The 25,858-nt window shown below is 63.6% G+C and carries 23 protein-coding genes and 1 riboswitch (1 of these 24 running past the window's edge); of the genes, 5 read left to right on the forward strand and 18 right to left on the reverse strand.

Features of this window, described 5'->3' with window-relative positions; genetic code table 11:
• Positions 1 to 28 precede the first annotated feature (28 nt).
• Positions 29 to 2,377, forward strand: coding sequence for a GAF domain-containing protein (locus RVAN_RS07580; protein ID WP_049779264.1), 2,349 nt, complete (start codon positions 29 to 31; stop codon positions 2,375 to 2,377).
• Here the strand turns inward: RVAN_RS07580 and RVAN_RS18855 are convergent.
• The 13 genes from RVAN_RS18855 to phnG form a co-directional block, all read right to left on the reverse strand.
• Positions 2,372 to 4,882: a hybrid sensor histidine kinase/response regulator gene (locus RVAN_RS18855; RefSeq protein WP_013419160.1), complete on the reverse strand. Its 2,511-nt coding sequence runs from the start codon at positions 4,880 to 4,882 to the stop codon at positions 2,372 to 2,374. The genes RVAN_RS07580 and RVAN_RS18855 overlap by 6 nt on opposite strands.
• Positions 4,883 to 4,944: 62 nt before the next feature.
• A complete protein-coding gene (locus RVAN_RS07590; RefSeq protein WP_013419161.1) occupies positions 4,945 to 6,432 on the reverse strand; it encodes an ATPase domain-containing protein in 1,488 nt (495 codons plus the stop codon).
• A 253-nt stretch (positions 6,433 to 6,685) separates the two neighbouring features.
• Positions 6,686 to 7,270: a DUF1989 domain-containing protein gene (locus tag RVAN_RS07595; protein WP_013419162.1), complete on the reverse strand. Its 585-nt coding sequence runs from the start codon at positions 7,268 to 7,270 to the stop codon at positions 6,686 to 6,688.
• A 1-nt stretch (position 7,271) separates the two neighbouring features.
• Positions 7,272 to 7,910 carry a guanitoxin biosynthesis heme-dependent pre-guanitoxin N-hydroxylase GntA gene (gene gntA, locus RVAN_RS07600; protein WP_013419163.1) on the reverse strand — a complete coding sequence of 213 codons (639 nt, stop codon included), beginning with the start codon at positions 7,908 to 7,910 and terminating at the stop codon, positions 7,272 to 7,274.
• Between the two features lie 152 nt (positions 7,911 to 8,062).
• A complete protein-coding gene (locus RVAN_RS07605; RefSeq protein ID WP_041787354.1) occupies positions 8,063 to 8,992 on the reverse strand; it encodes a methyltransferase in 930 nt (309 codons plus the stop codon).
• Between the two features lie 354 nt (positions 8,993 to 9,346).
• A complete protein-coding gene (locus tag RVAN_RS07610) occupies positions 9,347 to 9,586 on the reverse strand; it encodes a hypothetical protein (protein WP_013419165.1) in 240 nt (79 codons plus the stop codon).
• 108 nt (positions 9,587 to 9,694) lie between these two features.
• Positions 9,695 to 10,840 carry an alpha-D-ribose 1-methylphosphonate 5-triphosphate diphosphatase gene (locus RVAN_RS07615; protein ID WP_013419166.1) on the reverse strand — a complete coding sequence of 382 codons (1,146 nt, stop codon included), beginning with the start codon at positions 10,838 to 10,840 and terminating at the stop codon, positions 9,695 to 9,697.
• A gap of 67 nt (positions 10,841 to 10,907) precedes the next feature.
• Entirely contained in the window at positions 10,908 to 11,612 is a 705-nt protein-coding gene (gene phnL, locus RVAN_RS07620; protein WP_013419167.1) for a phosphonate C-P lyase system protein PhnL, read from the reverse strand.
• The gene (gene phnK / locus RVAN_RS07625; RefSeq protein WP_013419168.1) at positions 11,612 to 12,391 is read right to left on the reverse strand and encodes a phosphonate C-P lyase system protein PhnK; all 780 of its coding nucleotides are present in this window, start codon (positions 12,389 to 12,391) and stop codon (positions 11,612 to 11,614) included. Before phnK ends, phnL begins: the two co-directional genes overlap by 1 nt.
• Positions 12,384 to 13,244: an alpha-D-ribose 1-methylphosphonate 5-phosphate C-P-lyase PhnJ gene (locus RVAN_RS07630; RefSeq protein ID WP_013419169.1), complete on the reverse strand. Its 861-nt coding sequence runs from the start codon at positions 13,242 to 13,244 to the stop codon at positions 12,384 to 12,386. Before RVAN_RS07630 ends, phnK begins: the two co-directional genes overlap by 8 nt.
• On the reverse strand, positions 13,241 to 14,332 hold the full coding sequence (locus RVAN_RS07635) for a carbon-phosphorus lyase complex subunit PhnI (RefSeq protein ID WP_013419170.1): 1,092 nt from the start codon (positions 14,330 to 14,332) through the stop codon (positions 13,241 to 13,243). The genes RVAN_RS07630 and RVAN_RS07635 overlap by 4 nt, the downstream gene beginning before the upstream one ends.
• Entirely contained in the window at positions 14,333 to 14,941 is a 609-nt protein-coding gene (gene phnH, locus RVAN_RS07640) for a phosphonate C-P lyase system protein PhnH (RefSeq protein WP_013419171.1), read from the reverse strand. It abuts the gene before it with no gap.
• A gap of 4 nt (positions 14,942 to 14,945) precedes the next feature.
• A complete protein-coding gene (gene phnG, locus RVAN_RS07645; protein WP_041787356.1) occupies positions 14,946 to 15,419 on the reverse strand; it encodes a phosphonate C-P lyase system protein PhnG in 474 nt (157 codons plus the stop codon).
• A 147-nt stretch (positions 15,420 to 15,566) separates the two neighbouring features.
• Here phnG and RVAN_RS07650 point away from each other — a divergent pair, with 147 nt between their 5' ends.
• Positions 15,567 to 16,190, forward strand: a complete 624-nt coding sequence (locus tag RVAN_RS07650; protein ID WP_013419173.1) for an acetyltransferase — start codon at positions 15,567 to 15,569, stop codon at positions 16,188 to 16,190.
• Positions 16,191 to 16,199: 9 nt separating this feature from the next.
• On the opposite strand, the gene phnE is transcribed toward RVAN_RS07650, so the two are convergent.
• From phnE to RVAN_RS07675, 5 genes are all read right to left on the reverse strand, one after another.
• The gene (phnE, locus tag RVAN_RS07655; protein ID WP_013419174.1) at positions 16,200 to 17,006 is read right to left on the reverse strand and encodes a phosphonate ABC transporter, permease protein PhnE; all 807 of its coding nucleotides are present in this window, start codon (positions 17,004 to 17,006) and stop codon (positions 16,200 to 16,202) included.
• Positions 17,007 to 17,083: 77 nt separating this feature from the next.
• Positions 17,084 to 18,199, reverse strand: coding sequence for a phosphonate ABC transporter substrate-binding protein (gene phnD, locus RVAN_RS07660; protein WP_013419175.1), 1,116 nt, complete (start codon positions 18,197 to 18,199; stop codon positions 17,084 to 17,086).
• A 66-nt stretch (positions 18,200 to 18,265) separates the two neighbouring features.
• A complete protein-coding gene (locus RVAN_RS07665; protein ID WP_013419176.1) occupies positions 18,266 to 19,201 on the reverse strand; it encodes a phosphonate ABC transporter ATP-binding protein in 936 nt (311 codons plus the stop codon).
• Between the two features lie 108 nt (positions 19,202 to 19,309).
• Positions 19,310 to 20,557, reverse strand: a complete 1,248-nt coding sequence (locus RVAN_RS07670; protein WP_013419177.1) for a NupC/NupG family nucleoside CNT transporter — start codon at positions 20,555 to 20,557, stop codon at positions 19,310 to 19,312.
• Between the two features lie 125 nt (positions 20,558 to 20,682).
• Positions 20,683 to 22,158 (reverse strand): cobyric acid synthase, encoded by a 1,476-nt coding sequence (locus tag RVAN_RS07675; RefSeq protein ID WP_013419178.1) that lies wholly within the window; start codon positions 22,156 to 22,158, stop codon positions 20,683 to 20,685.
• A gap of 117 nt (positions 22,159 to 22,275) precedes the next feature.
• Positions 22,276 to 22,465, forward strand: a riboswitch (cobalamin riboswitch).
• Between the two features lie 127 nt (positions 22,466 to 22,592).
• Between RVAN_RS07675 and RVAN_RS07680 the strand changes: the two genes are divergently transcribed.
• The 3 genes in view from RVAN_RS07680 to cobN are tightly spaced (each overlapping or abutting the next) and all read left to right on the forward strand, a layout consistent with a single transcriptional unit that may run on beyond the window.
• Positions 22,593 to 23,000 (forward strand): DUF1636 family protein, encoded by a 408-nt coding sequence (locus tag RVAN_RS07680; protein WP_013419179.1) that lies wholly within the window; start codon positions 22,593 to 22,595, stop codon positions 22,998 to 23,000.
• Positions 23,000 to 24,034, forward strand: a complete 1,035-nt coding sequence (gene cobW, locus RVAN_RS07685) for a cobalamin biosynthesis protein CobW (RefSeq protein WP_013419180.1) — start codon at positions 23,000 to 23,002, stop codon at positions 24,032 to 24,034. The genes RVAN_RS07680 and cobW overlap by 1 nt, the downstream gene beginning before the upstream one ends.
• On the forward strand, positions 24,034 to 25,858 hold the 5' portion of the coding sequence (gene cobN, locus RVAN_RS07690; protein ID WP_041788596.1) for a cobaltochelatase subunit CobN. 1,502 nt of this gene lie beyond the right edge of the window; 1,825 of the gene's 3,327 nt are visible here — the first part of the coding sequence; it begins with the start codon at positions 24,034 to 24,036; the stop codon falls past the right edge of the window. The genes cobW and cobN overlap by 1 nt, the downstream gene beginning before the upstream one ends.

Consider the following 25,858-nt stretch of genomic DNA (forward strand, 5'->3'; position numbering starts at 1 on the left):
GAACTTTATGCGTTCCAGACAAAAGGCAATGAGTGGCGAGGGCGGCCTTGACACAAACGGTGACTCAAGCGGCAACGCTCCCGCGTTTGGAGCCGATATATCGAACTGCGACCGCGAGCCGATCCATATACCGGGATCGATCCAGCCCCATGGCGCTTTGCTGGCTATCGACCCCGAGGATCTTCAGATCCTTCAGGCGGGCGGGGACACTGGTCGGATGCTCGGCGCCGAGCCTATCGAGTTGCTTGGCCAAAATCTGTCCGATTGTGTCGCCGGCGACCGCATATCGCGCCTGAGAACGTTGCTGCATACTGAAGGCTCGTTGATACGGCCAGTGCATGCCTTCGGTATTATCGGCAAGCACGATGAGATGACGATCGACACGTTTGTCTATCGCAGCGGCAGCCATGTCGTGCTGGAGTTGGAACCCATATTGGAGGAGAGCCCCGAGGACACCTTGGCGATGGTGCAGACCATGCTGGCGCGCGTCCAAGAGGCTGAAAGCACGCATGCCTTCTGTCAGGCTCTCGCCGTCGAGATGCACCGCGTGTCGGGCTTCGACCGCGTCATGGTCTATCGCTTTCTGCAGGACGACAGCGGATGCGTCGAAGCAGAGTCGCGGAGCGAAGGGATGGAGTCTTTTCTGGGGCTCCACTATCCCGCCTCCGACATTCCCCGGCAGGCGCGCCAACTTTACCTGACGAACTGGCTGCGACTAATCCCCGATGCCCGCTACACGCCCGCGCCGATCCTGGCTATGGACGACACCCGAAACGCTGAGCCGCTCGACCTGAGCCACAGCCGGATCCGCAGCGTCTCGCCGATGCATCTGGCGTATCTGGCGAATATGGGCGTGGTGGCATCGATGTCGCTCTCGATCGTACTGGGAGGGCGGCTTTGGGGGCTGATCGCATGTCATCATCGTGAGCCCCGCTTCATCTCTCATCGCCTGCGGATGGCCTGTGAGCTGTTTGCGCAAATGGCCTCTTCGAGGCTCGAAACCAAGGTCGGTGCCGAGGAGTTCGAGGCGCAGCTTCGAAGCAAGCGCATCCACGAAGATCTCGTTACTCACATGAGCGGCGTGGCGGGAATGGCCGAAGGTCTTACCCGTTATCGGCCGAACCTGCTCGATTACATCCCCGCTGAAGGCGTTGGATTGTGGCTGGATGACCACTATACGAGACTTGGCTGCACGCCGCGCAAAAAGCAGGTGGCGGCGTTGGTCGCCTGGCTGAACGAAACGGTTACCGCAGGCGTCTTTCATACGGACAGGCTGCCACTGCTCTATCCGCCCGCCGCTGAGTTTGCCGACGTCGCCAGCGGCCTTATCGCGCTTTCGGTTTCGAAGATGCCGAGGGATTACGTGCTCTGGTTCAGACCGGAAGCGCTGCGCACCGTTATCTGGGCCGGCGATCCCAACAAACCCGTCGAAACCGTCAACGGAGGTCAGCACATATCGCCGCGCAAGAGCTTTGCCGCCTGGAAGGAGTCGGTCCAGCTGCATTCTCATCCTTGGCGGAGCGTCGATGTGGAGGCCGCAAAGATCTTGCGCCTCTCGCTCATGGAGGTGATTCTGCGGCGCATCGATCAGCTTTCCCGCGAACGCGAGGAGGCTCGAAGCAAACAGGAAGCGCTGAGCGCTGAACTCGACCGCCGCCTCGAACAATGGCAGGCGGTTGCCGCCGAACTCAAGGAGGAGGCCCGGCAGCGCGCTCTGGTCGAGACTGAGCTGTCGCAGGTGCTCCGGTCCACGGTTGAAGAGCAGGAGGCCGAGCGGCGCAGGATTGCGCGTGAATTGCATGATAGCCTCGGACAGACGCTTACGCTTCTACAGCTTGGCCTTGACAATCTCGGGCATACTCTGCCCGAGAGCGATAGGATCAGCCGCCAGCTCAGCGCGCTGAAGGCGCTGGCCAATAGCTTCGGCTCGGAAGTAAACCGGCTCGCCTGGGAAATCCGGCCCACGGCGCTCGACGATCTCGGCTTGGAGACCGCCATTCGCCATCTGGTGGAGACCTGGGGCGAGCGTTTGAACATGCAATTCGATCTGCGCCTGCCGTCCATCGAAAGGCGGCTTGATCCCACGGTTGAGACAACACTCTACCGAGTAGTGCAGGAGGCCATTACCAACATTGCGAAGCATGCAGAGGCAACGCGGGTTGCCGTGCTTCTAGAGGCAAACGAGAAGGAGGTTCGCCTGATCATAGAAGACAACGGACGCGGCTTTTCGCCCGGCGAGCGCGATCAACACGGCGCGCCAGCGCGACGCCTCGGCCTGTTAGGCATCCGCGAACGTCTCTCTTTGGTTTCCGGCACCCTTGAGGTCGAGTCGTCTCCAGGGCACGGGTGCACGCTTTTCATCGTGGTGCCGCTATGATCCCGAACTCCCAAACATTCCGTCGTTCTGGCTGGCATGAAGTCGCTTTGACGGCAGAACCCTGCGTTGGAGATCGTTGGCGAAGCGCATGATGGGCAGACGGCGCTGGAAAATGCCTTCGCGCTCAAGCCTGACATACGTGCCGGCCCAAATCGAATCGGCTCCAGCCTTGTTATCAGCCAGGAGAGCCTCCTTGCCCCAAGCATCAGCGAGGGCGCGGGCAAGCTCGGTTTGGCGGAATGGTTTGGAAAGCACGACCAAATCTGCGGCGCGTTCCTTCGGAATGTTCGCAAAACCGGTGATTATGACGGCTGCAAGCCCGGGCCGTATTGACCTCGCGTCTTCGACAAGCTCGAGCCCGTTCCTTCGCGGCATCAAATAATCGGTGGCGATGAGATCGAACTGATGCGCGCCCAGCAACTCAATCGCAGTCTCAGCCGACCCTGCCTGCGTGACAGAATGACCGAGATCGGCCAACATTTCTGCGGCGCTTTTGCGAGCGAGCTCCTCGTCGTCAACGAGAAGAATGGACAGCGGACGTCCCCGCGAGAGCGTCTCGTCTGCGGAATCCTTGATGGCGCCAGCGACGCTTGCCGTAGAGGGAAGCAAAAGTTCGGCCGTCGTTCCCTCCCCGGAGCGGCTTGCTAGTCTCAGCATCCCCCCGGACTGCGCCGCAAGCCCATAAACCATTGAGAGGCCAAGGCCGGTGCCCTTGCCAACGCCTTTTGTTGAATAGAAGGGTTCGATGGCGTGTTGCAGCGTAGCTTCATCCATCCCATAACCCGTGTCGGTCACCGCTACACGAATGTATGCGCCGCTTTTCAAGTCCTTGCTGTCGTTCTGTACGGTTTCAAGCGAGATCTCGATGATGATTCGGCCGCCGTCGGGCATCGCGTCGCGCGAATTCACAGCCAGATTGAGAAGCGCAAGCTCAAACTGATTTGGGTCCACGCTTGCCGCCGGAAGCCCTTCGGCGATTTTCAGGTGGATATCGATTTGTGGGCCGAGCGTCCGGAGCATGAGGTCCATCATGCCATTCACGAGATCCCCAACGTCGACAGGGCGCGCCTCCAGATTCTGCCGCCGGGCGAAGGAAAGAAGTCGCGAGATCAGCGTGCGCGAGCGTTCTGCTCCTTGAAGCGCCATCCCGATCAATCTCTGCGTGCGCTCGTCGTCAGGATACCTGCGCTGCAGCATTTCGAGGCCGGCTAGAATAGGCATCAAGAGGTTGTTGAAGTCATGGGCTACGCCACCCGTGAGTTGACCGATGACTTCGATCTTGCGCACCTCGTGCAGCTTCTGCAGGGCTTCCTCGCGTTCCCGCGTCCGCTCATCCACCCGCCGCTCAAGCTGCGCGGCGAGGTCTCGAAGAGCGGCCTCCACCTCTTGCTGCTGAGAGATGTCGGTATTGCTGCCAAACCAGCGCGTGATCTGACCGCTGCTGTCCCGTACGGGAACAACGCGGGTCAAAAAGGAGCGGAACCATCCATTGGCATCCCGCAAGGGGAAAACCATTTCGAAGGGCTCTCCGCTTCGCAGGCTTTTTTCCCATCTCTCGAGCACTAGTGGCAGGGCGGCCGGATCATGAAGCGATTTCCAGCCCCATCCTTTCACGTCTTCCGGCTTGCTCCCCGTGTAGGAATACCATCGTTCATTATACCAAACGACATCGCCATCCGGTTCTGCCATCCAGCATAAGGTGGGGATCGAGTCGGCAAGCTGGCGAAGCTCTCGCTCGCTATCGAGCAAGCTCTCTTCTGATTGTTTTCGAGCGGTGATGTCACTGGACACGCCGGTTATACGATGTGCCCGCTTTTCGTGATCGAAGAAGACCGGTCTGCCTCGCACGGCGATCCAATGCACCGATCCGTCAGGCCAAACGCAGCGATATTCGCCATCGTAATCGGAGCCGGTGTCGAGCCCTGTGCTTGCCGCACGAAATGCGGCATCACGGTCGTCGGGGTGCAGGGAGGCAACCAGATCGTCAAAAGAAAAGGCAGCGTCCGCGGTGCGTCCAAAAATCGCCTTGCATTGCGGCGACGCCATGAGGCGGCGGCTCGGAACTTCGAGGGTCCAGGCACCGAGCTTCCCGGCTGATAAGGCCAGTTGCAGCTCTTCCTCGGCCTTGCGAAGCGCCACGAGTCTGGCGCGAGCTTCGTATTGCCTCCTGCGGCTTCGCAGGGCCGCTTGCGCCAAGCTGACGAAGGTGGTCGGATGGAACGGTCGCTCAAGAAAGGTGACGTTGCCGAGCATGTCGAGCAGTCGCTTTGCTGAAGGATTTCGTTCCAGGCCGCCCCCGCGAAACGTCAAAAGAATGAACGGGAAGTCTGACCATTCGGGCTGGCATTCGATAAAAGCAGAAAGACTTCTCGTATCCGCGCCTCGCAATGCTTCCTCGGCCACCACCGCGAACCCGGCGCCGTCCTGCAACTCGGCGACAAGGTTAGGAAGATCCGCACAGGGCTGCACGTCGATCCCCGCCTCGGTCAACAACGACGCGGCCACGGCGGAGTCCCGCCCTATTGGGGCCAAGATCAGCGCGCGTTTGGAGAACTGATGCACAGCATTTACGTTTGTTCATTGAGCAAAGACGGCTTGCCGCCCACAAAGGACGGATCGCCCCGTAATATGCCATTGAATTCGACGAGGGGTTCCCCGAGGGTGATGCCGCGTTTATCGATGCGATACTCCCGAATCGTGTCTTCGTGGGAGCTTGTACGCTTTTTTGCCACCGATATCGCCCGCCGCACCCGCCCCGCGGCCTCGAAATAGCGCAGCACAATGACCGCATCGGCCAGATAGGTAACATCAACCGGCGAATACAGATCCCCGACCAGACCGTGCTGCGCGATCGTCAAAAAAGTCGTGGCGCCTTGCCGGTTCAGATATTGCAGCAATTCATGCATGTGCAAAAGCAGCGACCGTTCTTCAGGCATCGCAGCCTGATATCCGTTCAAACCATCGATGACCACGGTACGCGCCGCATCCTGTTCGATCCACCGGCGCACGTGATGAGAGAATTCCCCAGGCGACAAAGAGGCCGCATCGACTTGTTCGACGACCAACTTCCCTGAGCGGATCATGGCTTCCAGGTCGAAGCCAAGGGCCTTTGCCCGGTAGAACAAGAGACCCAATTCCTCGTCGAAAATGAACATGGCCGCGCATTCGCCACGTTTGATCGCGGCGGCAATGAAAGAGATTGCGAGAATAGTCTTTCCAGTGCCTGACGGTCCTGAGATCAGCGTGCTCGACCCTCGTTCGATCCCGCCTCCGAGCAAGGTGTTCAACTCCTTGCTTTCGGTCTGAAGCACGGTCCGCTGGAACTCGGTCATGTGCTCGGACGAAACGAGACGGGGAAAGACGCTGACGCCGCCGGTCTCGATGACAAAATCGTGGTAGCCGCCACGATATCGCTGCCCGCGATACTTGAGGACGCGCAAGCGGCGGCGGTCAGCCCCATAAGCGAGCGTCAGCTCCTCCAGACGGATCACGGCATGGGCGACGCTATGGACCGTCTTGTCCAACGTGTCGGTTGTCAGATCGTCGAGCATTAACACTGTCGTGTCATAGCCGGCGAAATAGTGTTTGAGAGCGAGGATCTGCCTGCGGTAACGAAGCGAGCTTTGTGCAAGAAGGCGGATTTCCGACAAGCTGTCGAGCACGATCCGGTCCGGCTGCACGCGCTCGACAGCCTCGAAGATCCGCTGTGTCGTCTCGCCGAGTTCGAGATCGGAAGAATAGAGAAGGCTCTGTTGCTGGTTCTCGTCGAGGATGTTTTCAGGCGGCAATAACTCGAAAATCTCAACGCTATCGCCGAAATCCCAGCCATGAGACGCGGAAGTTGCCCGAAGTTCCTCTTCCGTCTCCGACAATGTTATGTAGAGGCCTTTCTCACCCGCTTGCAACCCTTCAAGCAGGAACTGGCACGCAATCGTTGTCTTTCCGGTGCCCGGATTGCCTTCCAGCAAGAACAGGCGTCCCCGTTGAAAGCCGCCGCCGGTCACAGCATCCAAGCCGGGAATTCCGGTTGCGGCCTTTCCGACCAACTTGACCATTGCCTGGTCCGCTTTCCCAGAATTGAAGCGATGCCGTCTCATCGCTGATATGTGAATAATGCCGACGTGTCTATAATATAGAGTAACTTCCCCTTGCGACATGGGGGCGCCGGAAATATGGATGTCGGCGCAGGCGTGGCAAAAAAGAACGCGGACGCTCGACACAATGGCACGCCTAGGCCGACGAATGTCCGGTGCCGTTAACCGAGCGACTTTCATCTAGGCTGCGATGCGCTTCGCGCGTTGGCTCCGCTCAAGGCAGTATCTCAAACTCGATGGGCTTGAAGCTGTAGTTGTTCGATTGCGGGGCCGAGCACGCCGTGAGCCCGATGATCAGATCCTGCTCAGCGCGGAACACGATGAAGCCACTCGCTTTGCTGAGCGGCGGCTTCACTGCGATCTTCCCGGTCACGCCGTCCAGTTCGACATTCATGAATATGTTGAAACAGGCAGGAATCGCGTTTGCCCCGATGCCATACGGAGCGAGCGCTTCCACCAGATTGCCGAGGCACCCGCGGTGGGGATCGCGGTCGCCATAGATGATGCGAAACGTGTCCGCGCTGCAAGGCGTCAGCAAGAAGTCATGGCGGCCCACGGTGTCTTCAAGAATCGTAAGGAGAGGCTGGCTGCGGTTCGAGTAGATCGTATCGCCGACGCTTAGATAGATTTTCTCCAGGTAGTCGAATGTGCGCCCGGAAGACATGACTTCCGCCGTGTCTCCAGCAAAGGCGGCGAACAGATCCGCCACCTGCTCGCCTTGCGGATCGATGACCTTCAATCGCGCTCCTTTGCCGAGCCTGAAGGCGCGTCCCGACCGAGGCGGGATTACTTCGCTCATGTCACACGCCGCGCGCGTCGAGGCCGAAAGGGGCATCGCCAGTCATCAGGCGCGGCGCGTCCGCTGTATTGGCCGCTTCGGACCGGTCGCCGAAATTGCGCAAGGCCGGATTAGCCGACCCGCAGAGCGCGGCGTCCCTCTTTCTGATGGTGTCGCGCATACGGTCGTAACGACCCTGCCGCCGCAGAGTTTCGAACTGCTCGTGCAGGTTGAAGACGAGAGCCGGGCGAAAATAGCGGCGCGAGAGGCGGCTCGCGTTCGGATGGAGGCCGATAACGAAAAACGCCTCACCTCTCAGGCTGAAGCTGAAGTCTGGAGAGGCCGGGTCGCAAGAAACGCGGGTGTCCCAGGCGCAGAACCTTGTGTCGAGGTCGTGCAAGGCCTGAAGCCGCTCCCACATCGCCTCTTCGAAAGCTTCGAAAGCCGCCACGAAACTGCGCAGACTTTCGTCGTGGGCCGTTGCGATGAACTCGCCGAGGTCATCAAGGATAGCGGCGTCCTTCGTCGCCTCGTTCATGTCGCCATAGGTCATTTCCGTAATATTGCCGCGCGCGCTTGCGCTTTTTGCTGCGACACAAGGAAAGGATGCACTACTGACGAAATAATCCACGCTGTTATGTTTGGGGGTAATTTCAGTCATTCGCTCATTTTCGGAAGCGGGAGAGCTTTCTGTTTTTGAGTTGTTTAATGCCAAGAGTGCGGGCTTGTTCCACCGCACGCCATCTCAACGATTTTCATCCCGTAGATACCGTTCCCGCTCTCGGCGAGGGTCTCTCGCGAGTAGTCCCGCCGTCAGGCGGAGGCGGCCCTCGTCGCCGTCACCACCACGAGCGCGATGCGGTCTGCTATCTGGTACGGATCGCGCGCCAATTCTTCGCCGAACACGTCGGGGTCCACTTCCCGATAAGCCCAATCGATACCGGCGCGGTCGAGCGCTTCGGCCGCCGCCGCGAGGAAGGGATCGCGCCCTTCGACAATCGCAACGCCCGTGAACAGAAGCAGCGTCCCGCTGGGCGAAAGCCGCTCTATCGCGGCCTTGATGATGGTGATGGCGAGCCCCGCGCCGAGCGGCCCGCCGCCATGCCGGTAGGCTCTTTCGCTTGCGTCGATCAGGTATGGAGGGTGCGAGACGACAAGGTCGAAGCTGCCCGCAGCGTTTGAGAACAAATTGCTCATCGTGGCGCACGCATTCGGCCGTCCCGCCACAGCGGCGTTGACGGCGGCGAAATCCACGGCCTTCGGATTGAGGTCGAGCAGCAGAACTTCAGCGCCCGGACATGCCTTCGCGATCGCTATCCCGCCCGGACCGGCACCCGCGCAGACATCAGCGGCGCGGCCTACCTGTCCCGCCCGCCCGTTCAGCCAGGCGTTGATTGCATCGACAAACTTGTAGGTGTCGGGGCCGAAGAAAACGGCATCCCGCGCGGTGGTCGGGAAGGCGGAATGCATGAACAGATCGCCCTGCAGGGTCGAGAAGCGCACCGTGCTGCGCCAAAGCGCTCCCTCCCGCTGAAGAACACCAGCCTTTTCCATGAGCCCGAACAAATGAGCCGGGATGACGTCTTTCTGAAAGGGCCGGCTCCAGCCGAGGACGCCTTCGATGTCGCGCGCCTCTCGGTTTCCGGGCCTCGCATTCACGAGCGCATGGCTAGAAGGGGTGATCGTCGTGAAGCGATAGCCTGTCGCGCGCACGCCTTCCGCCAAGCCCAGCAGCGCGTTCAACTCCTGCCTCCAAACGGAAGCGAATGTGCAGGGGACCGGGGTGTAAATGGTTTCCTCGGGGTTTTTTGCCGTCAGCTTCAAGCCCAATGTTCCGGCGTTAGCTTCGTTCCGACGGCTTCTCCGATATAGAAGCCTCGAATTCGACCGAACGGTTCGCGGCAGGCGATAAGTTTCAATCGTGTCCGGGGACAGACGCTCAGCCCGGCCATGTTGTTCCAGAACAGCGTGTCATCTGAGGCCCTTGCAGAGCGTCTCGATTATGGAGTCACCGTCAAAAATCCAGTTCGGAGAGCCGAGCATTTCCATTGATCTTACCGGTTGGTTGGTCAACCCCTCCTTTACGATGCGCGAGGGTCAGCGCACCTTGCGGGAGCGTTCCAGCACCGGGCGTTGTCCTTCCTGTTCGAGGGCGCCCGAGGGTGCGATGTCTGAATTCGGGTTTGGCTGCATGCCCTCGCTGGCGGTTTGCGTCGCAGGCGCTTCGGTGTCGGATTCGGCTGCCTTCTTCTCCGCGAGCGCACGCTTGGCATTCGAAGTGAGATCGCTTTGTCCCTCCTGCGATCGCCTCTCGTCCTCTCGTTTCGCGCTTGCCATTCGTCATCCTCGCTCTTCGGGTAATCCTGCACTGAATAGGATAACCCCATGAGGACATCAGACGTTCCTGATCCGAGGCGGCACCTGCGCTACCTCGAAGCCGCGCCCTCAAGCCACCTTTCGCCCGAGACACCAGACATCCCGGATCACGGGCAGGTCCGCGACCTGATGGACGCGGATGAGGTCGGCGCGCATCCCCCCCGCAATCTCGCCCCGATCGGTGAAGCCCACCGCGCGCGCCGGATTGCGCGTGACGGTGGCGACGGCCACGGGAAGGGACATGCCCGCCTCGCTCACAAGCTTCAGCGCACCCCATAGGAGAGCGGCGGGCACGTAATCGCTCGACACGATGTCGAGAGCGCCCGCGCGGGCGAGTTCGAGCGCCGAGATGTTCCCGGAATGCGACTGACCCCGCACGATGTTCGGGCCGCCCATGAGCACGGCGAGCCCGGCGCGATGGGACGCCTGCGCAGCCTCAAGCGTAGTCGGGAACTCAGCGACCGACACCCCGTCCGCGATGGCCTCGTCGACATGCGCGGCCGTGGCGTCGTCATGGCTAGCGAGCGGGACGCCGCGCGCATGCGCAGTCTCGACCACGTAACGCCGGTTGCTCGCTGAATAAAGCTCCGCGTCGCGCCTTCGCGTGCGCATGAACTCGGCAAGCTCTGCGTCCGTCATCTGAAACTTGCCCTGATAATATTCCGCGTAGCGCGCGCCATCGACGAACTGGCGCTGGCCGGGCGTGTGGTCCATCACGGAAATCAGTTTGAGGCGCGGGTTGTCGATGAGCGGATCGAGAAGATCCGGAAGCCCGGGATAGCTCACCTCGCAACGCCAATGGAAATAATGGTCGATCTTCAGCGTGCCCGCCGCGATGTGGTCGTCGATGGCGCGGGCGATCTCCGCCACCATGCCGGACCGGACCGAGCGCGAATGCACCTCGCCGACGCAAATCGCATTGAAAACCGTGGTGATGCCTGACGCGGCCAGCTCCCGGTCGTCGGAAAGGGCGGCGGAGCGCACCGGCCAGGCTGCGCCGGGACGAGGCATCATGTGACGCTCGATATTGTCCGTATGAAGCTCGACGAGGCCGGGCAGGATCAGATCGCCCTCGCAGTCGATGGCGGCGGGCAGATGGCTCACACCTTCGTCGATCCCGGCGATGACGGCGCCTTTCACGGTGAGAGTGCCTTTCACCATGCGGTCCGCGAGGACGATGCTGGCGTTGGTAAGGATAAGCTCGTTCGCGCTCATGGTAGATCAGTCCCGCTCGATGCCGGAGCGCTCGCCGCTATCACGGACGCGCTCCAAGTTGTTCGCTTCATGCCGCCGCCGAGAAATGCGCAGCGTCCACGATCCTGTCGGCGATGGCGTCGCGAACATCCTCGTCGTGAACGATGGCGATGATTGCTGCGCCGCCGCGCTTCTTTGCGTTGATGAGATCGACGACCACCGCGCGGTTTTTCGCGTCGAGCGAGGCTGTCGGTTCGTCGAGAAGAAGGAGCGCGTAGTCGGGGAGAAGCCCTCTCGCGATGTTCACGCGCTGCTGTTCGCCGCCTGAAAACGTGGAAGGCGGCAGGCCGAACAGGCGCTGTGGCACATTCAGCCGCGTGAGCATCGCCGCAGCCTGGTCGCGGGCTTCGTCACGGGAAGCACCGCGGGCGACGAGCGGCTCGGCCACAACGTCGAGAGCCGGCACGCGCGGCACGGCCCGGAGGAACTGGCTCACATAACCGATGGTCTCGCGCCGGAGCGCCAGAATGCGCCGCGGCGAGGCCTGAACGAGGTCTTCCGCCTCGCCGCGATGGCACACGACGATGCTGCCGCTATCGCAGCCATAACTGCCGTAGATCATCTTCAGCACCGAAGACTTCCCCGCGCCTGACGGCCCAACGATCGCGACGCATTCCCCCGCGCGGACATCGAACGTCACGTTGGCCATGACTGGCAGCGTCACGCCGCCCTGAAGATGCATCGTGAAGCTTTTCGACACGCCGGAAATTTCGAGCACAGGTTTCATTGGCATCAGGCCGGAAGGATCGAGGACACGAGAAGCTGCGTGTAGGGCTCGCGCGGATCATCGAGCACGCGGTCGGTGAGCCCGCTCTCGATGACTTCGCCCGCCTTCATCACCATGATGCGGTGAGATAAAAGGCGCGCGACGCCGAGATCGTGCGTGACGATCAGCGCCGACAGGCCGAGATCGACGACGAGGCCGCGCAACAGGTCGAGGATGCGGGCCTGAACCGACACGTCGAGGCCACCCGTCGGCTCGTCCATGAAGATCAGGCGCGGGCCGGTGACAAGGCTGCACGCGATCTGAAGGCGCTGGCGCATGCCGCCGGAAAAGGTGTCCGGCGTATCGTCGAGGCGCGCTTGATCGATTTCCACCCGCGCGAGCCATCGCCCAGCTTCTGCGCGGATATCGCCGTAATGGCGCGCGCCCGCGCTCATGAGGCGCTCGCCGATATTGCCGCCTGCCGAGACGCTCATGCGCAAGCCGAAGGACGCATCCTGATGGACGAAGCCCCAGTCCGTGCGCCGCAGCACCGCGCGTTCAGCGTCGGTCAGGGCTGAGAGATCGCGAAGGCGCCCGTCGCGCATGCGGTACGACACGGTTCCCGCGTCGAGATCGGCTTGCCGGGTGAGAAGTCGCAGCAGCGTCGACTTGCCCGAACCGGATTCGCCGACGATGGCGATTACCTCGCCCGAATAGAGGTCGAAGCCGACATCGCGGCAGCCGAGGCGGCGGCCGTACCATTTGGTGACGCCGCGAGCGGACAGAAGCGGCGCATCGTCAGTCATGCCGCATGCCCTCCCCGCCCAGTGCTTCGCGGCGCTTCTCGCAATAGTCGCTGTCGGAGCAGATGAACATGCGCCCGCCCTTGTCGTCCGTCACCACCTCGTCGAGGAAGGTGTCGTCCGCGCCGCAGAGCGCACAAGTTCCGCTCTGGCGGTAGCGCTCGAACGGGTAGTCCTCGAAGTCGAGCGAGACGACGCGCGTGTAAGGCGGAATGGCGTAGATGCGCTTCTCGCGGCCCGCGCCGAAGAGCTGGAGCGCCGCGCAATCGCTGATCTTCGGGTTATCGAATTTCGGCACGGGCGACGGGTCCATTAAGTAGCGCCCCGCCACCATGACCGGATAGGCGTAAGCCGTCGCGATATGGCCGTGGCGCGCGATGTCTTCATAGAGCTTCACATGCATGAGGCCGTAATCCGCCAGCGCGTGCAGGCGGCGCGTCTCGGTTTCGCGCGGTTCGAGAAAGCGCAAAGGCTCGGGGATAGGCACCTGATAGACGAGGATCTGGCGGGCGGAGAGCGGCGTTTCCGGAACGCGGTGGCGCGTCTGGATCACGGTCGCGTCCCTGGTGGCCGTAGTCGTCTTCACATCGGCCACCTTCGCGAAGAACGCGCGGATCGAGACCGCGTTCGTCGTGTCGTCGGAGCCCTGATCGATCACCTTCAGCACGTCGTCCGGCCCGAGGATCGCGGCCGTGACCTGAATGCCGCCCGTACCCCAGCCGTACGGCATCGGCATCTCGCGGCTGGCGAACGGCACCTGATAGCCGGGAATCGCGATCGCCTTCAGGATCGCGCGGCGGATCATCCGCTTCGACTGCTCGTCGAGATAGGCGAAATTGTAGGAGGCGGCGCTCATTCTGCGTCCTCCTTCGACGCGTCCGCGCCGCCCTCGAAACTTGCGCGGATCTGGCGCAAAAGGCCAAGCTCGGATTGGAAATCCACGTAATGCGGCAGCTTCAGATGCTCGACGAAGCCCGTCGCCTGCACATTATCCGAATGCGACAGCACGAATTCCTCATCCTGTGCCGGTGCGCGCGCCTCTTCGCCGAGTTCGTCCGCACGAAGCGCACGATCCACGAGCGCCATGGACATCGCCTTGCGCTCCGAATGCCCGAAGGCGAGGCCGTAACCGCGCGTGAATTGCGGTGGCTCCGTATCGCTGCCCTTGAACTGATTGACCGTCTGGCATTCGGTGACGGTGATCGTGCCGAGCGGCACCGCAAAACCGAGTTCCTCGGCGAAAAACTCGACCTCCACCTCGCCCATGCGGATTTCGCCGGCGAAGGGGTGGTTGCGCCCATAGCCGCGCTGCGTGGAATAGCCGAGCGCGAGAAGAAAGCCCTCGTCGGCGCGGCTGAGGTTTTGCAGGCGAACATCGCGCGACGCAGGGAAGGTCAGCGGGTCGCGCGTGATGTCGCCGGTCTTCTGCGACGGGTCGGCCTCGGGCGAGGGTTCGATCAGCGCTTCGCCCGCGAGGATATCGGTGACGCGAGGCGTCGGCTCGCGCTCGCCCTCTCGCGGCGCCTGTGCGGGCTGCGGCGGGGCAATTGGCTCCTCCAGCAGCCGATGCGTGTAATCGAAGGTCGGACCGAGGATCTGGCCGCCAGGCAAGTCCTTGAACGTGGCGGAGATACGCCGCCGGATCTCCATGCGCGCGGTGTCGAGCGGCTCGCTCGCGCCGAAGCGGGGCAGCGTCGTTCGGTAAGCGCGCACGAGGAAGATCGCCTCGATCAGATCGCCCCACGCCTGCTTGATGGCGAGCGCGGCAAGCTCGCGGTCGTAGAGCGAGCCCTCCGCCATCACACGGGCGACGGCGAGCGCAAGCTGGCCCTCGATCTGCTCCACGGAAAGCTCGGGCACGGCCGCGTCGCCGCGCCGCTCATGCGCCAGAAGCTTGTGGGCGTTGGCAATCGCGCGCTCCCCGCCCTTCACGGCAACATACATCTAGCGGTCCTCGTCGGTGCGCGTGGTTGCGATGCGGGTGGAGCGGGGCAGCGCCGCCACCGATCCCGGCCCGGCGAAGATGATGTCGACGCCGCATGGGAAACGGCCGGCGTTGGCGCGCAATTCGTCGGCGAGGCATGGGGCAAGCGGCGACGGCGCGAAGACGCGGTCGCCTTTCACTCCCGGCCCGGAAAGCGTCAGCGGAAAACCGCCGGTGAACGCTGCGACCTGAAGGACGAGCGTCGTAGAGCGGTCCGGGAAGTCGGGCGTGCCTTGCGAAAACGCGCCGAGCGGCGGAAAGGCGAGCGGATCGGCGAAGGCGAACGCCGCATCCTCGGGGTTTGGCGTCGCGCTCGCACCCGTGTGGAACTTGACCCACCGCGCAACGTCTTCGGCCTCCCGCAAGGCTGCGTCGAGCCAGAACGGCGTTTCATAATCGAGAAGCGTCAGCGCCAGCGCAGCCGCCGACGGCGACAACGGCGCGGGCGGCGTGAGCACGGCGGGCACGGCCCTTGTCTCGCCGGGACGGGCCATGGCATCCATTACCGCGCGAAACGTCGCTTGCGTGTCGAACACGGGATTTGCGAAGGCGGGAGAGATGGCGGGCACCGGGTCAGTCCTCCCCTCGGACGAGAGTGAAGAAATCGACGCGCGTCGCGTCGGTTTTCGCGCGGGCTTCCTCGCGCTCTCTGGCGAGCCTTTGACGAACGGGCGCGATGATGAGCGTTTCGATTTCGGCCCGCCTGTCGCGGTTCTGCCAGAGCGCATCGCACAGCGCCGCAAGCCGAGCCTTTTCGTGGTCGCGGCCGAGGATATAGGAAAAGCCTGTTTCGCCGCTCGCTATCCGCACGACGCAGCGCGTCACGGTCGCCTCGCCGACATTGAACGGTGCGCCGTCGCCGCCGATCCTGCCGCGAACCATGACGAGCCCCGTCTCCGGCTTGCGGATTTCGACGGCGTCGGTGCTTCCCATGCTTTCGAGCGCGACGCGAAGCTCGGCCGTCTCAGCCGCCGCGAAGGTCGCCATGGCGGCCCGGCGCATCGCGGTCTCGCCGTCTGTTGTCTGCGTGCTGCGTGAACTCGTCATAAGTCCTTATGCGGACGACGGAGCGCCCGATCCCTGCATGCAGCTTTAGAACGCATCCGGTGACGCTTTCATGACAGGCGCCGTGTCATTTACGCGTTACGGGGCTCGGGCAAAAATGGCGGGAGCTTAGCAAAGGTTGCCCGCCGAATGACCGTCGAACGCCTCTCCGAAACACCCACACTTCACGAAGGCTGCGAGATCACGCGCTGCGTTCTCGGCGCGTATACGGAGGTTGGCGCAAGGACCAGCCTCCTGGAAGTCACGCTTTCGGATTATTCCTATATCGAACGGGATTCCGACGTGGCCTATACGACGTTCGGCAAGTTCTGCTCGATTGCGGCTAAAACGCGGATTAATCCCGGCAATCATCCGATGCACCGCGCGTCGCAGTCTCATTTTACCTACCGCGCCAGCGCCTATTTCGAGGGCGAGAGCGATGAGGACGCGTTCTTTGCGTGGCGGCGCAGCCATGCCGTAACCATCGGCAACGACGTGTGGGTCGGGCACGGGGCCGTCATCCTGCCCGGACGCAGCGTCGGCGACGGCGGGGTGGTTGCTGCGGGCGCTATCGTGACGAAGGATGTTCCCGCCTATGCCATCGTCGGCGGGAACCCGGCGCGGCTCATCAAATGGCGCTTCCCGGCGGACATCGCCGAACGCATGCGCGTGCTGGCGTGGTGGAACTGGAACCATGCGCGCCTGCACGCCGCGCTTGCCGATTTCCGCGCGCTTTCGGCCGAGGACTTCCTGTCGAAATACGAAAACGGATAGCGCCGCCCGTCACACGAGGGAGCGACGCAGGCGGGCGCTCAGAAGGTCGATCATCACGACGGTGAGGACGACGATGATGATCTGCGCGGCGGTTTCGGCATATTGGAAGCTGCGGATGCTTTCGTAGAGCGTCTGCCCAATGCCGCCTGCGCCGACAATGCCGAGCGTGGTCGCGGAACGCACGTTCGTCTCAAGGCGGTAGAGCGTCAGCGAACTCCACATCGGCAGCACCTGCGGAATGACGCCGAACAGCACCTCGTGGAAGCGGCTCGCCCCGGTCGAGCGGATGCCTTCGACGGGGCGCGGATCGATGGCTTCGACGGCCTCGGAAAAGAGTTTCGCGAAGATGCCGACATTGTGGACGAACAGCGCCATGACGCCCGCGAAGGGTCCGAGACCGACCGCGACCACGAAGAACAGCGCGAAGACGAGCTCGTTGATGGCGCGAAACGAGTCCATCAGGCGACGCACCGGCTGGACCACCCATTGCGGGCAGATATTGGCCGAGGAGAGGATCGCGAAGGGGATGCCCACGACAACGGCAAGCGCGGTGCCCCAGAGCGCGATTTGCACCGTCACCGTCATTTCTTCGAGGTACATGCGCCAGTCGGCGAAATTCGGCTGCATATAGCCGCCAGCGAACTCGGCCATGTTTCGCCAGTCGGTGACGAGAGACACCGCCCGGTACATTTCTGCCGGGCGCCAGCTCCAGACGAGCAGCGCCACGACGATGAGCCAGAAGACCCATTGCCTGACGCGGTCGCTGATCGGCTTCGTAGGAACTGCTGCGGCGGGCAAGTCGATGGTATTCGGCATGTCACGCGGTCCTCTGGATATGCGAAAGGCGCCGGACGGTGCAGGTCCGGCGCCTTCTTCCTGCCTTTGAACGACGGTCAGTTCGTCTTGGACACGCTGAGCGCGAGGTCTTCGATGGTCTTGGCGACCTCGTCCTTCTTGCCCGCCTTGTCCGCGGCAACGAACGCGGTCACGGTTTGCTTGAATTCGCTGGTCTCGGCCTTCTTCTCAAGCTCCTCGATCGAAGCTATCTTCGCTTTCAGATCCGCCGTCAGCTTTTCCTTCTCCTCGGCGGTAAGCTTCTCGTCCGCCGCGATCTTCATGAGCGACTTGTTTGCTTCGAGCTTGCGGATCGGCAGAAGCTGATCGTTGGACGAAGGCTTGAAAGGCGACCAGAGCAGATTGCCGAGCACTGCGCGCGACTGTTCGAGCTTCTCGTCGCTGCCGGTGCGGCCATAGCTCAAGAGGAACTTGTAGATCTTCGTCTTCATTTCGGTGTCGAGGTCGCGACGCCACACGATCGGGTCGAGCGGGATGATGGGCGACGTCCACACGACGCGGATCTTGGCGCGGCCTTCCGGGTTCTTGATTTCGAGGCGCTGGAGGTCTTCGCTGTTGTTCGTCGCCGCGTTGACCTGCTTGTTGAGGACGGCGAGCGAATTCACTTCATGGCTGCCGTTGCGCACGGTCTTGAAGCAAGACTTCGGATCGACCTTGCGGGCCGCGAACACATAGGTGGTCGGCACGAGGAAGCCGGAGGTCGAGTTCGGGTCGCCGATGCCGAAGTCGAGCGTCTTGTCGCATTTCAGCACGTCGTCGAGCGTCTGGAGCGGGCTGTCCTGGTGCACGATGATGTGGGAATAGTAGCCTTCGCTGCCGTCCTTCGAGACGGTCTGAGCGAAGACTTCCCCATTGGCGCGGTCGACGGCTTCGAGGGCCGACTTGTTGCCATACCACGCGATCTGCACCTTGTTGAAGCGCATCGCCTCGATCACGCCCGCATAGTCGGTGGCGTAGAATGCGTTCACCTTCACGCCGAGCGCCTTCGACATGGCGTCGACGAAGGGTTCCCAGTTCTTCTTCTGGTTCGATGACGCTTCGGTTGAAATAACGCCGAAGTTGATTTCATCCGGCTCCGCAAAGCTCGGCGAAACCGAGAAGAAAAGCGCAGCCAGGGGGGCGGCCGCCAACGCGAGTTTTCTGAAAGAAAGCATGATCACCTCTTGGACGTTCGGAAGAAGTCGGCACTCACTGCTATGCGACGGATCTTCGCTTCGGCATCAAGCCGTCTGTCGGGCGTCGATCTGCGCCGGCGACGAGGCAATCCTCAGCGAGGGAACGGTGGTTGCGGGCACGGAAACGTCCTCGCCCGGCAGCGTCGAAACGGCGTGAACGGCGGGCGCATCGAAGCCCGGCACGAACAACTGCTCGCTCTCTTCGCCGTAGATCTCGTTCAGGAAATCGCGCCCGAGCGCGGCTGACGGCCCGTCATAGACGATAGCGCCGTTTCTCAGCGCGATGGTCCTCGGGCAATATTTGATGGCGTATTCGACCTGGTGCAAAGAGACGAGGACGGTGATGCCATCCTCACGGTTGAGGTCGGAAAGGATGTTCATCACCCGCTTCGACGAGCTTGGATCGAGGGAAGCAAGCGGCTCATCGGCGAGAAGAAGCTCGGCGCGCTGAACGAGTGTGCGCGCGATGGCGGCGCGTTGTTGCTGACCGCCCGAAATGTCTGAGCCGCGCTGTAGCGCAAGCTGGGCGATACCGACTCGGTCGAGCGCCCGCATAGCGGTTCGCTTGTCTTCCGCCGCAAAGTACCCGCCCGCGCCGAGAAGAGTGCGCCGTTGGCCGAGGCTGCCGATGCAGACATTCGTCAAGACGGAGAGGCGAGGAACGAGGTTGAACTGCTGGAAGATGACGCCTGTTCTTGCGCGGAGGGCCTTGGCGTGGCGCGTGACGCGACCGTTTTCCTGCATGGGCAGGCCGAACAGTCGGACGACGCCGCATGCGCCGTCGCCGTTTGCAGGAGCCGCGTCGACCGGGATCAGGCCGCCGATTGTGCGGATGAGCGTCGACTTGCCGGAGCCGGATGCCCCGATCAGCGCAACCATCTCACCGCGCTTCAGCGTGAGGCTGACATCGCAGAGCACGCGACTTTGGCGGCCGAACGATTTCGAGATCCGGCAAACTTCCACAACGGTTTCGGTGCGCACAGGACGTCTCCAAGCCTTTATGAGGCTCTAGCAGCGCGTTGTGACATCTGCATGAAGATCAAAATGCGTTGCAGTGGAGAGGGAAAACAGGGCGGTCGTGTGCGCCGCCTAAACCAGCATCCCCGCGATAGCCCCGCTCGACATCGTCGCCAGCGTGCCCGACACGATCGACCTCGGCGCAAGCTCCACGATTTCGGATCGCCGCTCCGGCGCCATCACGCTCATGCCGCCGATCATGATGCCGGCGCTGCCGAAATTGGCGAAGCCGCACAGCGCGTAGGTCATGATCATTTTCGAGCGCGGGCTGAGCGCATCCGGCGGAAGCCGCGCGAGATCGAGATAGGCGGCGAACTCGTTGACGACGGTTTTTGTCGCCATCAGGCCAGCTGCCGTGTCGAGTTCGCTTGTGCCGATGCCGATGGCCCACAGAAGCGGCTTGAAAATGAATCCGAAAAGCTGTTGCAGCGTGAAAGCGCCGCCGCCGGGATAGGGAATGAGGCCGAGCACCGCGTTGACGAGATGAACCAGCGCGACAAACACGATCAGCATCGCGATGATGCTGGCGACGAGGAAGATGCCGTCTGTCGTGCCGCGCGTGATCGCTTCGAGGGCGCTCGACGGCGGATCGCTTTGTTCGAGCACGGCAGGCTCGCGCGCGCCCGCCTCGAACGGCACCATGATCGCGGCGATGGCGAGCGCGGCGGGCGTCGAAATCACCGAGGCGATGAGGATGTTTCCGAGCGCGCCGGGAATGACCGGGCCGAGGAGCGAAGCGTAGATCACCATCATGGTGCCCGCGACGCCAGCCATGCCGCAACTCATCAAGGCGAACAACTCGCCGCGCGACATCCGCATGAGATAGGCGCGCACCAGAAGCGGCGCCTCGACCATGCCGACGAAAATGTGAACCGCTCCGCCCAGCCCCAGCGCGCCGCCGATGCCGAGCGTGTTTCTCAGGATGAAGGCGAAGCCGCCGACGATGCGCTGGAGGATGCCCAGATAGAGCATGAGGCTCGCGAGCGCGCTGATCACGAGCACGAGCGGAAAGGCCTTGAACGCCAGCACGAAACTCGCGCCGGGCGTGACCTCGCTAAAGGGAAGCGGCGCGCCGCCGAGATAACCGAAAACGAGCGCGGTCCCGGCGTCGGTGGCGGTCTGAAGCGCTCCGACAGCGTCGTTCAGGGTGGCGAAAACGGCGGTCGCGGGCGGGAACTCGATGAAGAGCACGGCGAGGGCAAGCTGAAGCGCGATGCCGCCCGCCACGATCCGCAGGGGAAGACGCCAGCGATCCTCGCTCAGGCACCAGGACACCGCCAGAAGCGCGGCAATGCCCGCCAGTCCATGCACCACTTGCACGAGTGTAGCCCCCGACTTTTCCGGATCGCTCGGCCGGACCGCGATGGCAATCCCGCGAAAGCCGCGCTTCGGCTTGGATTACACATTTGCGGTTGCAGCGCAATCCCGTGCGTCTTCGGCGCGGATCAGCAAGCGAGCGCCAGCAACGCTTCGATGTCGAGGTGCCGCGCGAGGTGGGCGGCGAGGCGGTCGAGCGTGTCGTCGATCGCGGCCTCATAGGAAAGCGCGGAAGGCTCGCCGCCGAGCCGCGCCAGCCACGCCGCGCGCTGGCGGTCCTCCGCGAAAAGCCCGTGGACATAGCTGCCCATCACGCGCCCATCCGCTGACACCGCGCCGTCGGGCCTACAGCCGCCGTCTTCATGAAGAAGCACCAGAGGCCGCGCTGTGTCCGAGCCGAAGGTGCGGCCGATGTGGATTTCGTAGCCCGAAAGCGGCACGTTGTCCGCCGCTGTCCGGCCCGTTACGGCCGCGAGCGTCTTGTCGCCCGCAAGCTCCGTTTCGACATCGAGCAGCCCGAGCCCCGGCACTCCGCCCGGCCTGCCCTCGACGCCCGCTGGATCGGCCACCCAGCGCCCCAGCATCTGATAGCCGCCGCAAAGGCCAAGCACCCGCCCGCCGCGCCGGACATGCGCGACAATGTCCGCCTCCCATCCGCAGGCGCGGAGCGCTGTGAGGTCTGCAATGGTGGCCTTCGAGCCGGGCAGGATGACGAGATCCGCGTCGGCGGGAAGCGGCTCGCCATGAGCCAGCGCCACGAGATCGACGCCCGGCTCAAGCCGCAGCGGATCGAGATCGTCGAAATTTGCGATATGCGGCAGCACCGGCACGGCGATCTTCACGCGCTGACCGGCCTTCGCGCCCTCGCGCACCCAGTCGCGGCTAAAGCCGTCTTCCGGCGGCAACGCATGCGCGTCCGCGAACCACGGCACGAGGCCGAGCGGCGTCCAGCCCGTGCGGTCGGCGACGAAGCGCATTCCGTCCGCGAACAGGCTCGCATCGCCGCGCATCTTGTTGACGATGAAGCCGCGGATCATGGCGGCGTCTTCCGCATCGAGCACCGCCTTGGTGCCGACAAGGCTCGCGATCACGCCGCCCCGGTCGATGTCGCCGATGAGCACCACGGGTACGTCGGCCGCCCGCGCAAAACCCATATTCGCGATGTCGTTCGCGCGGAGGTTTACTTCGGACGGTGAGCCCGCACCCTCGATCAGCACGAGGTCGCATTCCGCCTTCAGCCGCGCGAAACTTTCGAGAACCGGCGGCATCAGAGCCGCCTTGCGCGACTGATAATCGCGCGCCTCGGCCCTGCCCCAGACTTTGCCCTGCACGACGATCTGCGCGCCGGTATCGCTCTGCGGCTTCAACAGCACGGGGTTCATGTGGACGCTCGGCGCCACGCGCGCCGCACGGGCCTGAAGCATCTGCGCGCGGCCGATTTCGCCGCCGTCCGCAGTGACCCCCGCGTTGGTCGACATGTTCTGCGGCTTGAATGGGCGCACGGAAAGCCCGCGATCCGCGAGCAGACGGCACATCCCCGCCACGATCAGTGACTTGCCGACATCGGAGCCGGTTCCCTGAAACATCAGCGCGCGGGCCGTCATCGGCGGCTCGCTTTTCGGATCAAAGGGTTCGTTCCGCTCATCGCTCTCTACCAATTGCTCATGTTGGCCTTGCGCCGATAAAGCGCCGCCGATTGACTTCGTTGGCTTGACGTATCACAAATCGAGGCAGCCGACGGTCCCTTCGGGGACAAAAAGGGAATACCGGACGCGCCTGAGCGCGCGAAGCCGGAGCTGCCCCCGCAACTGTAAGCGGCGAGTCTGCGCCATGGCCACTGGACTTGTTCCGGGAAGGCGGCGCTGGCTGTGACCCGCGAGCCAGGAGACCTGCCGTCGCCTGCCCGGATCGCGTTATCGCGTTCCGATGAAGCGCCGTTCCGGGCGGGGTGTCCCGGAGCGCAAAGTCGGATGGGTGGAGTGCAGGTTCGCCCGCCGCACGCGCCGGACGGTTCGCCGTCCGCTCCCTCGGAACGAGCATGGAAGCGACATCAACCTGTGAAGCCCCGCCAGCGCGCCGCGCCACCGTCTTCGTGTGCGTGCTTTGCGGGCGCAACCCTGCCGACAAGGCCGCGCCTCCGTCCGGCCACGCACTCTATGAAGCGCTCGCCGCCGAGCACGCCGCCCGCGCTGAAATGCGCTTTCGCATCGAGCCGGCGCAATGCCTGTCGAACTGCAATCGCGGCCTTACCGTCGCCATCGCCGGGCCGGACCGCTGGACGTACATGTTCGGCGAACTGACGATCGAGGACGCGCCGGGTATCTATCGCGGCTGCATCGCCAACGCCGAAACCGAAGACGGCCTCGTGCCATGGAACGAGCGCCCCGCCTGCTTTCGCCGCGCGTTGATCGCGCGCGTGCCGCCGCTTCCCGAAAGGAGCCTTTGATGTCTCTCGCGAAAGTCCCCGTCACCATCGTCACCGGCTTCCTCGGCGCAGGCAAGACGAGCCTCGTCCGCCATCTGATCGAAAACGCGAACGGCCGCCGCCTCGCCGTGCTCGTCAACGAGTTCGGCGACATCGGCATCGATGGCGAAATCCTCAAAGGCTGCGCCGACCCTACATGCCCCGAAGACGCCATCGTGGAACTGACCAACGGCTGCCTCTGCTGCACGGTCGCGGACGAGTTCGTACCCACGATGACGGCGCTGCTGAATCGAAAGGAGCCGCCGGAACACATCCTCATCGAGACGTCCGGGCTCGCGCTGCCGAAGCCGCTGCTCAAGGCGTTCGACTGGCCCGACTTGAAAACGCGCATCACGGTTGACGGCGTCATTGCCGTCGCCGATGCCGAAGCCGTGGCGGATGGGCGTTTCGCGCCGGACCCGGCACTCGTGGCGAAGCAGCGCGCGGGCGACACGAGCATCGACCACGACACGCCGCTCGGCGAGGTGTTCGAGGATCAGGTTGCGTGCGCGGATCTCGTCATTCTGAACAAGGCCGATCTTCTGGACGAAGCGCGGCTTGCGGTCGCGCGCGAGGTGGTGTTGGCCGAAGCGCCGCGCCCTATCCCCGTAATTGCGGCAATCGAAGGCCACGTCGATCCGCGCGTGGTGTTGGGGCTTGGCGCGGCTGCGGAAGACGATCTCGACGCGCGGCCAACGCATCACGATCACGGCGAGCCGCACGACCACGACGATTTCGAAACGGTCGCGATCACGCTGCCGGAGCAGGCGTCACAGGCCGACCTCCTCGCGAAGGTCGAGGCGGCGGCGCGCGCACACAATATCCTGCGCGTGAAGGGCTATGTTGCCATCGCGGGAAAGCCGATGCGGCTTCTCGTGCAAGGCGTCGGCTCCCGCATTCGCGCGCAGTTTGACCGGCCGTGGCACGCGGAGAAGCAGCGCCTCTCGCGGCTCGTCGTCATCGGCGAAAAGGGCTTCGACGCCGCCGCTGTCGCCGCTATCCTTGACGGCGCATGATGCACATTCTGTTCCGCGAACGGCATGGCCTCGAAGAAGCGGCGGTCGCCGAGGATCTCGGGCAGACGCCCGCCGATCTCGTCGTCCTGTCGTTCGCGGACAGCGACCTCGCGGCGTTCGCGGCTGGCTGGCGTGCCGGTCGCGCCGACCTGCCGACGCTGCGGCTCGCCAACCTCGCGCGGCTCAGGCATCCGCTTTCGGTCGACCTCTATATCGAGAAGACGCTCTCGGGCGCGCGCGGCGTGCTTGTGCGCCTGCTCGGCGGCATCGAATATTGGCGCTACGGCGTGGAGCAGCTTCGCGCGCTGGCCGAAGCGCAGGGCATCGCGCTCGCCATCGTGTCGGGCGATGGGCGCGCCGATCCGCGTCTCGACGAGGTGTCGACGGTGCCGGTCGCTGTGCTCCGCCGATTGCAGGCGCTATGCGATATGGGCGGCGCACCGGCGGCGCGGGCTTCGCTTGGCGAGTTGGCGCGCGTGGCCGGTTTCGCCGTCGCGGTGGTGGATGGCGCGCACCCGCTTCCGCGTCACGGATTTTTCCCCGGCGATCCGGGTTGTTGTCCGCTCGCTCCGCCGTTTCCGGGCGACGCTCCTCGCGCCCTCGTCGTCTTCTACCGCGCCGCGCTTGCCGCCGCTGACACCGCGCCCATCGAGGCGTTGCTCGATGCGCTTGCGGCGCGCGGTTTCGACATGGCCGCGATCTTCGTGGCGAGCCTGAAAGAGCAGCCGACGCGCGCATGGCTCACCGACACGCTTCGCTGCATCGCGCCGGACGTGATCGTGAACGCGACCGCCTTTTCCGCGCGCGACGCCGAGACCGGCGCGTTCGACGCCTCGGAGGCAATCGTGTTGCAGGTGGCGCTGGCGGGATCGTCGCGCGAGGCCTGGGCCGAATCGGAGCGCGGCCTTTCCCCCGCCGACCTCGCCATTCACGTGGTGCTGCCGGAAATCGACGGTCGCATCTTCGCGGGCGCGATTTCCTTCAAGGAGCCGGAGGTGTCGGACCCGGAGCTCGGCTTCGCACGCGTGGTCCATATGCCGGAGGCCGAGCGCATCGCGGCGGTGGCGGACAAGGCGGCCGCGTTGGTGCGGTTGCGCCGAAGCGCGCGCGGCGCGCGGCGTGTTGCGCTCGTGATGTCGTCCTATCCCGGTCGCGATGACCAGATCGCGCATGCGGTGGGCCTCGATGCACCGGAAAGCGCGCTGGAAATCCTGCACCTGCTCCGAGCCGAGGGCTACGCGGTGGATGGGATTCCGGCTGACAACGGTGCGCTGATCGCAGGTTTGCTCGCCGAAGCCGTTGCATGGCCGCTCGCCAACTATCGCGCCGCGCTCGAAACGCTTCCGCCCGCGCTCGTTACCGAGCTTTACGGCGCATGGGGTGAGCCGGAAGCCGACACCGCCTGTCGCGATGGTGCGTACCGTTTCCGCGCCACGCGCTTCGGCAATATCATCGTGGCGGCCCAGCCCGAACGCGGCAGCGCGCGCGACCGCGTCGCCGAGTATCACGATCCGCGCCGCCCGCCGCGTCACGGCTTCGTTGCATTTTATCTGTGGCTGCGCCAGGCCGCGAAAATCGACGCGCTGGTGCATCTCGGCGCGCATGGAACGCTCGAATGGCTGCCCGGAAAGTCGGTCGCGCTGTCCGGCGCGTGCTGGCCTGAGGCGCTCACCGGCGCGCTGCCCGTTGCCTATCCGTTCATCGTCAACGATCCGGGCGAGGCCGCCACCGCGAAGCGACGCCTCGGCGCGGTGACCATCGGCCACATGACGCCACCGCAGCGGCTCGCCTCGCTGCCGCCCGAATTCCGCACGGTGGAACGCC

It is taken from the genome of Rhodomicrobium vannielii ATCC 17100, from assembly GCF_000166055.1.
Classification (GTDB): Bacteria; Pseudomonadota; Alphaproteobacteria; order Rhizobiales; family Rhodomicrobiaceae; genus Rhodomicrobium; species Rhodomicrobium vannielii.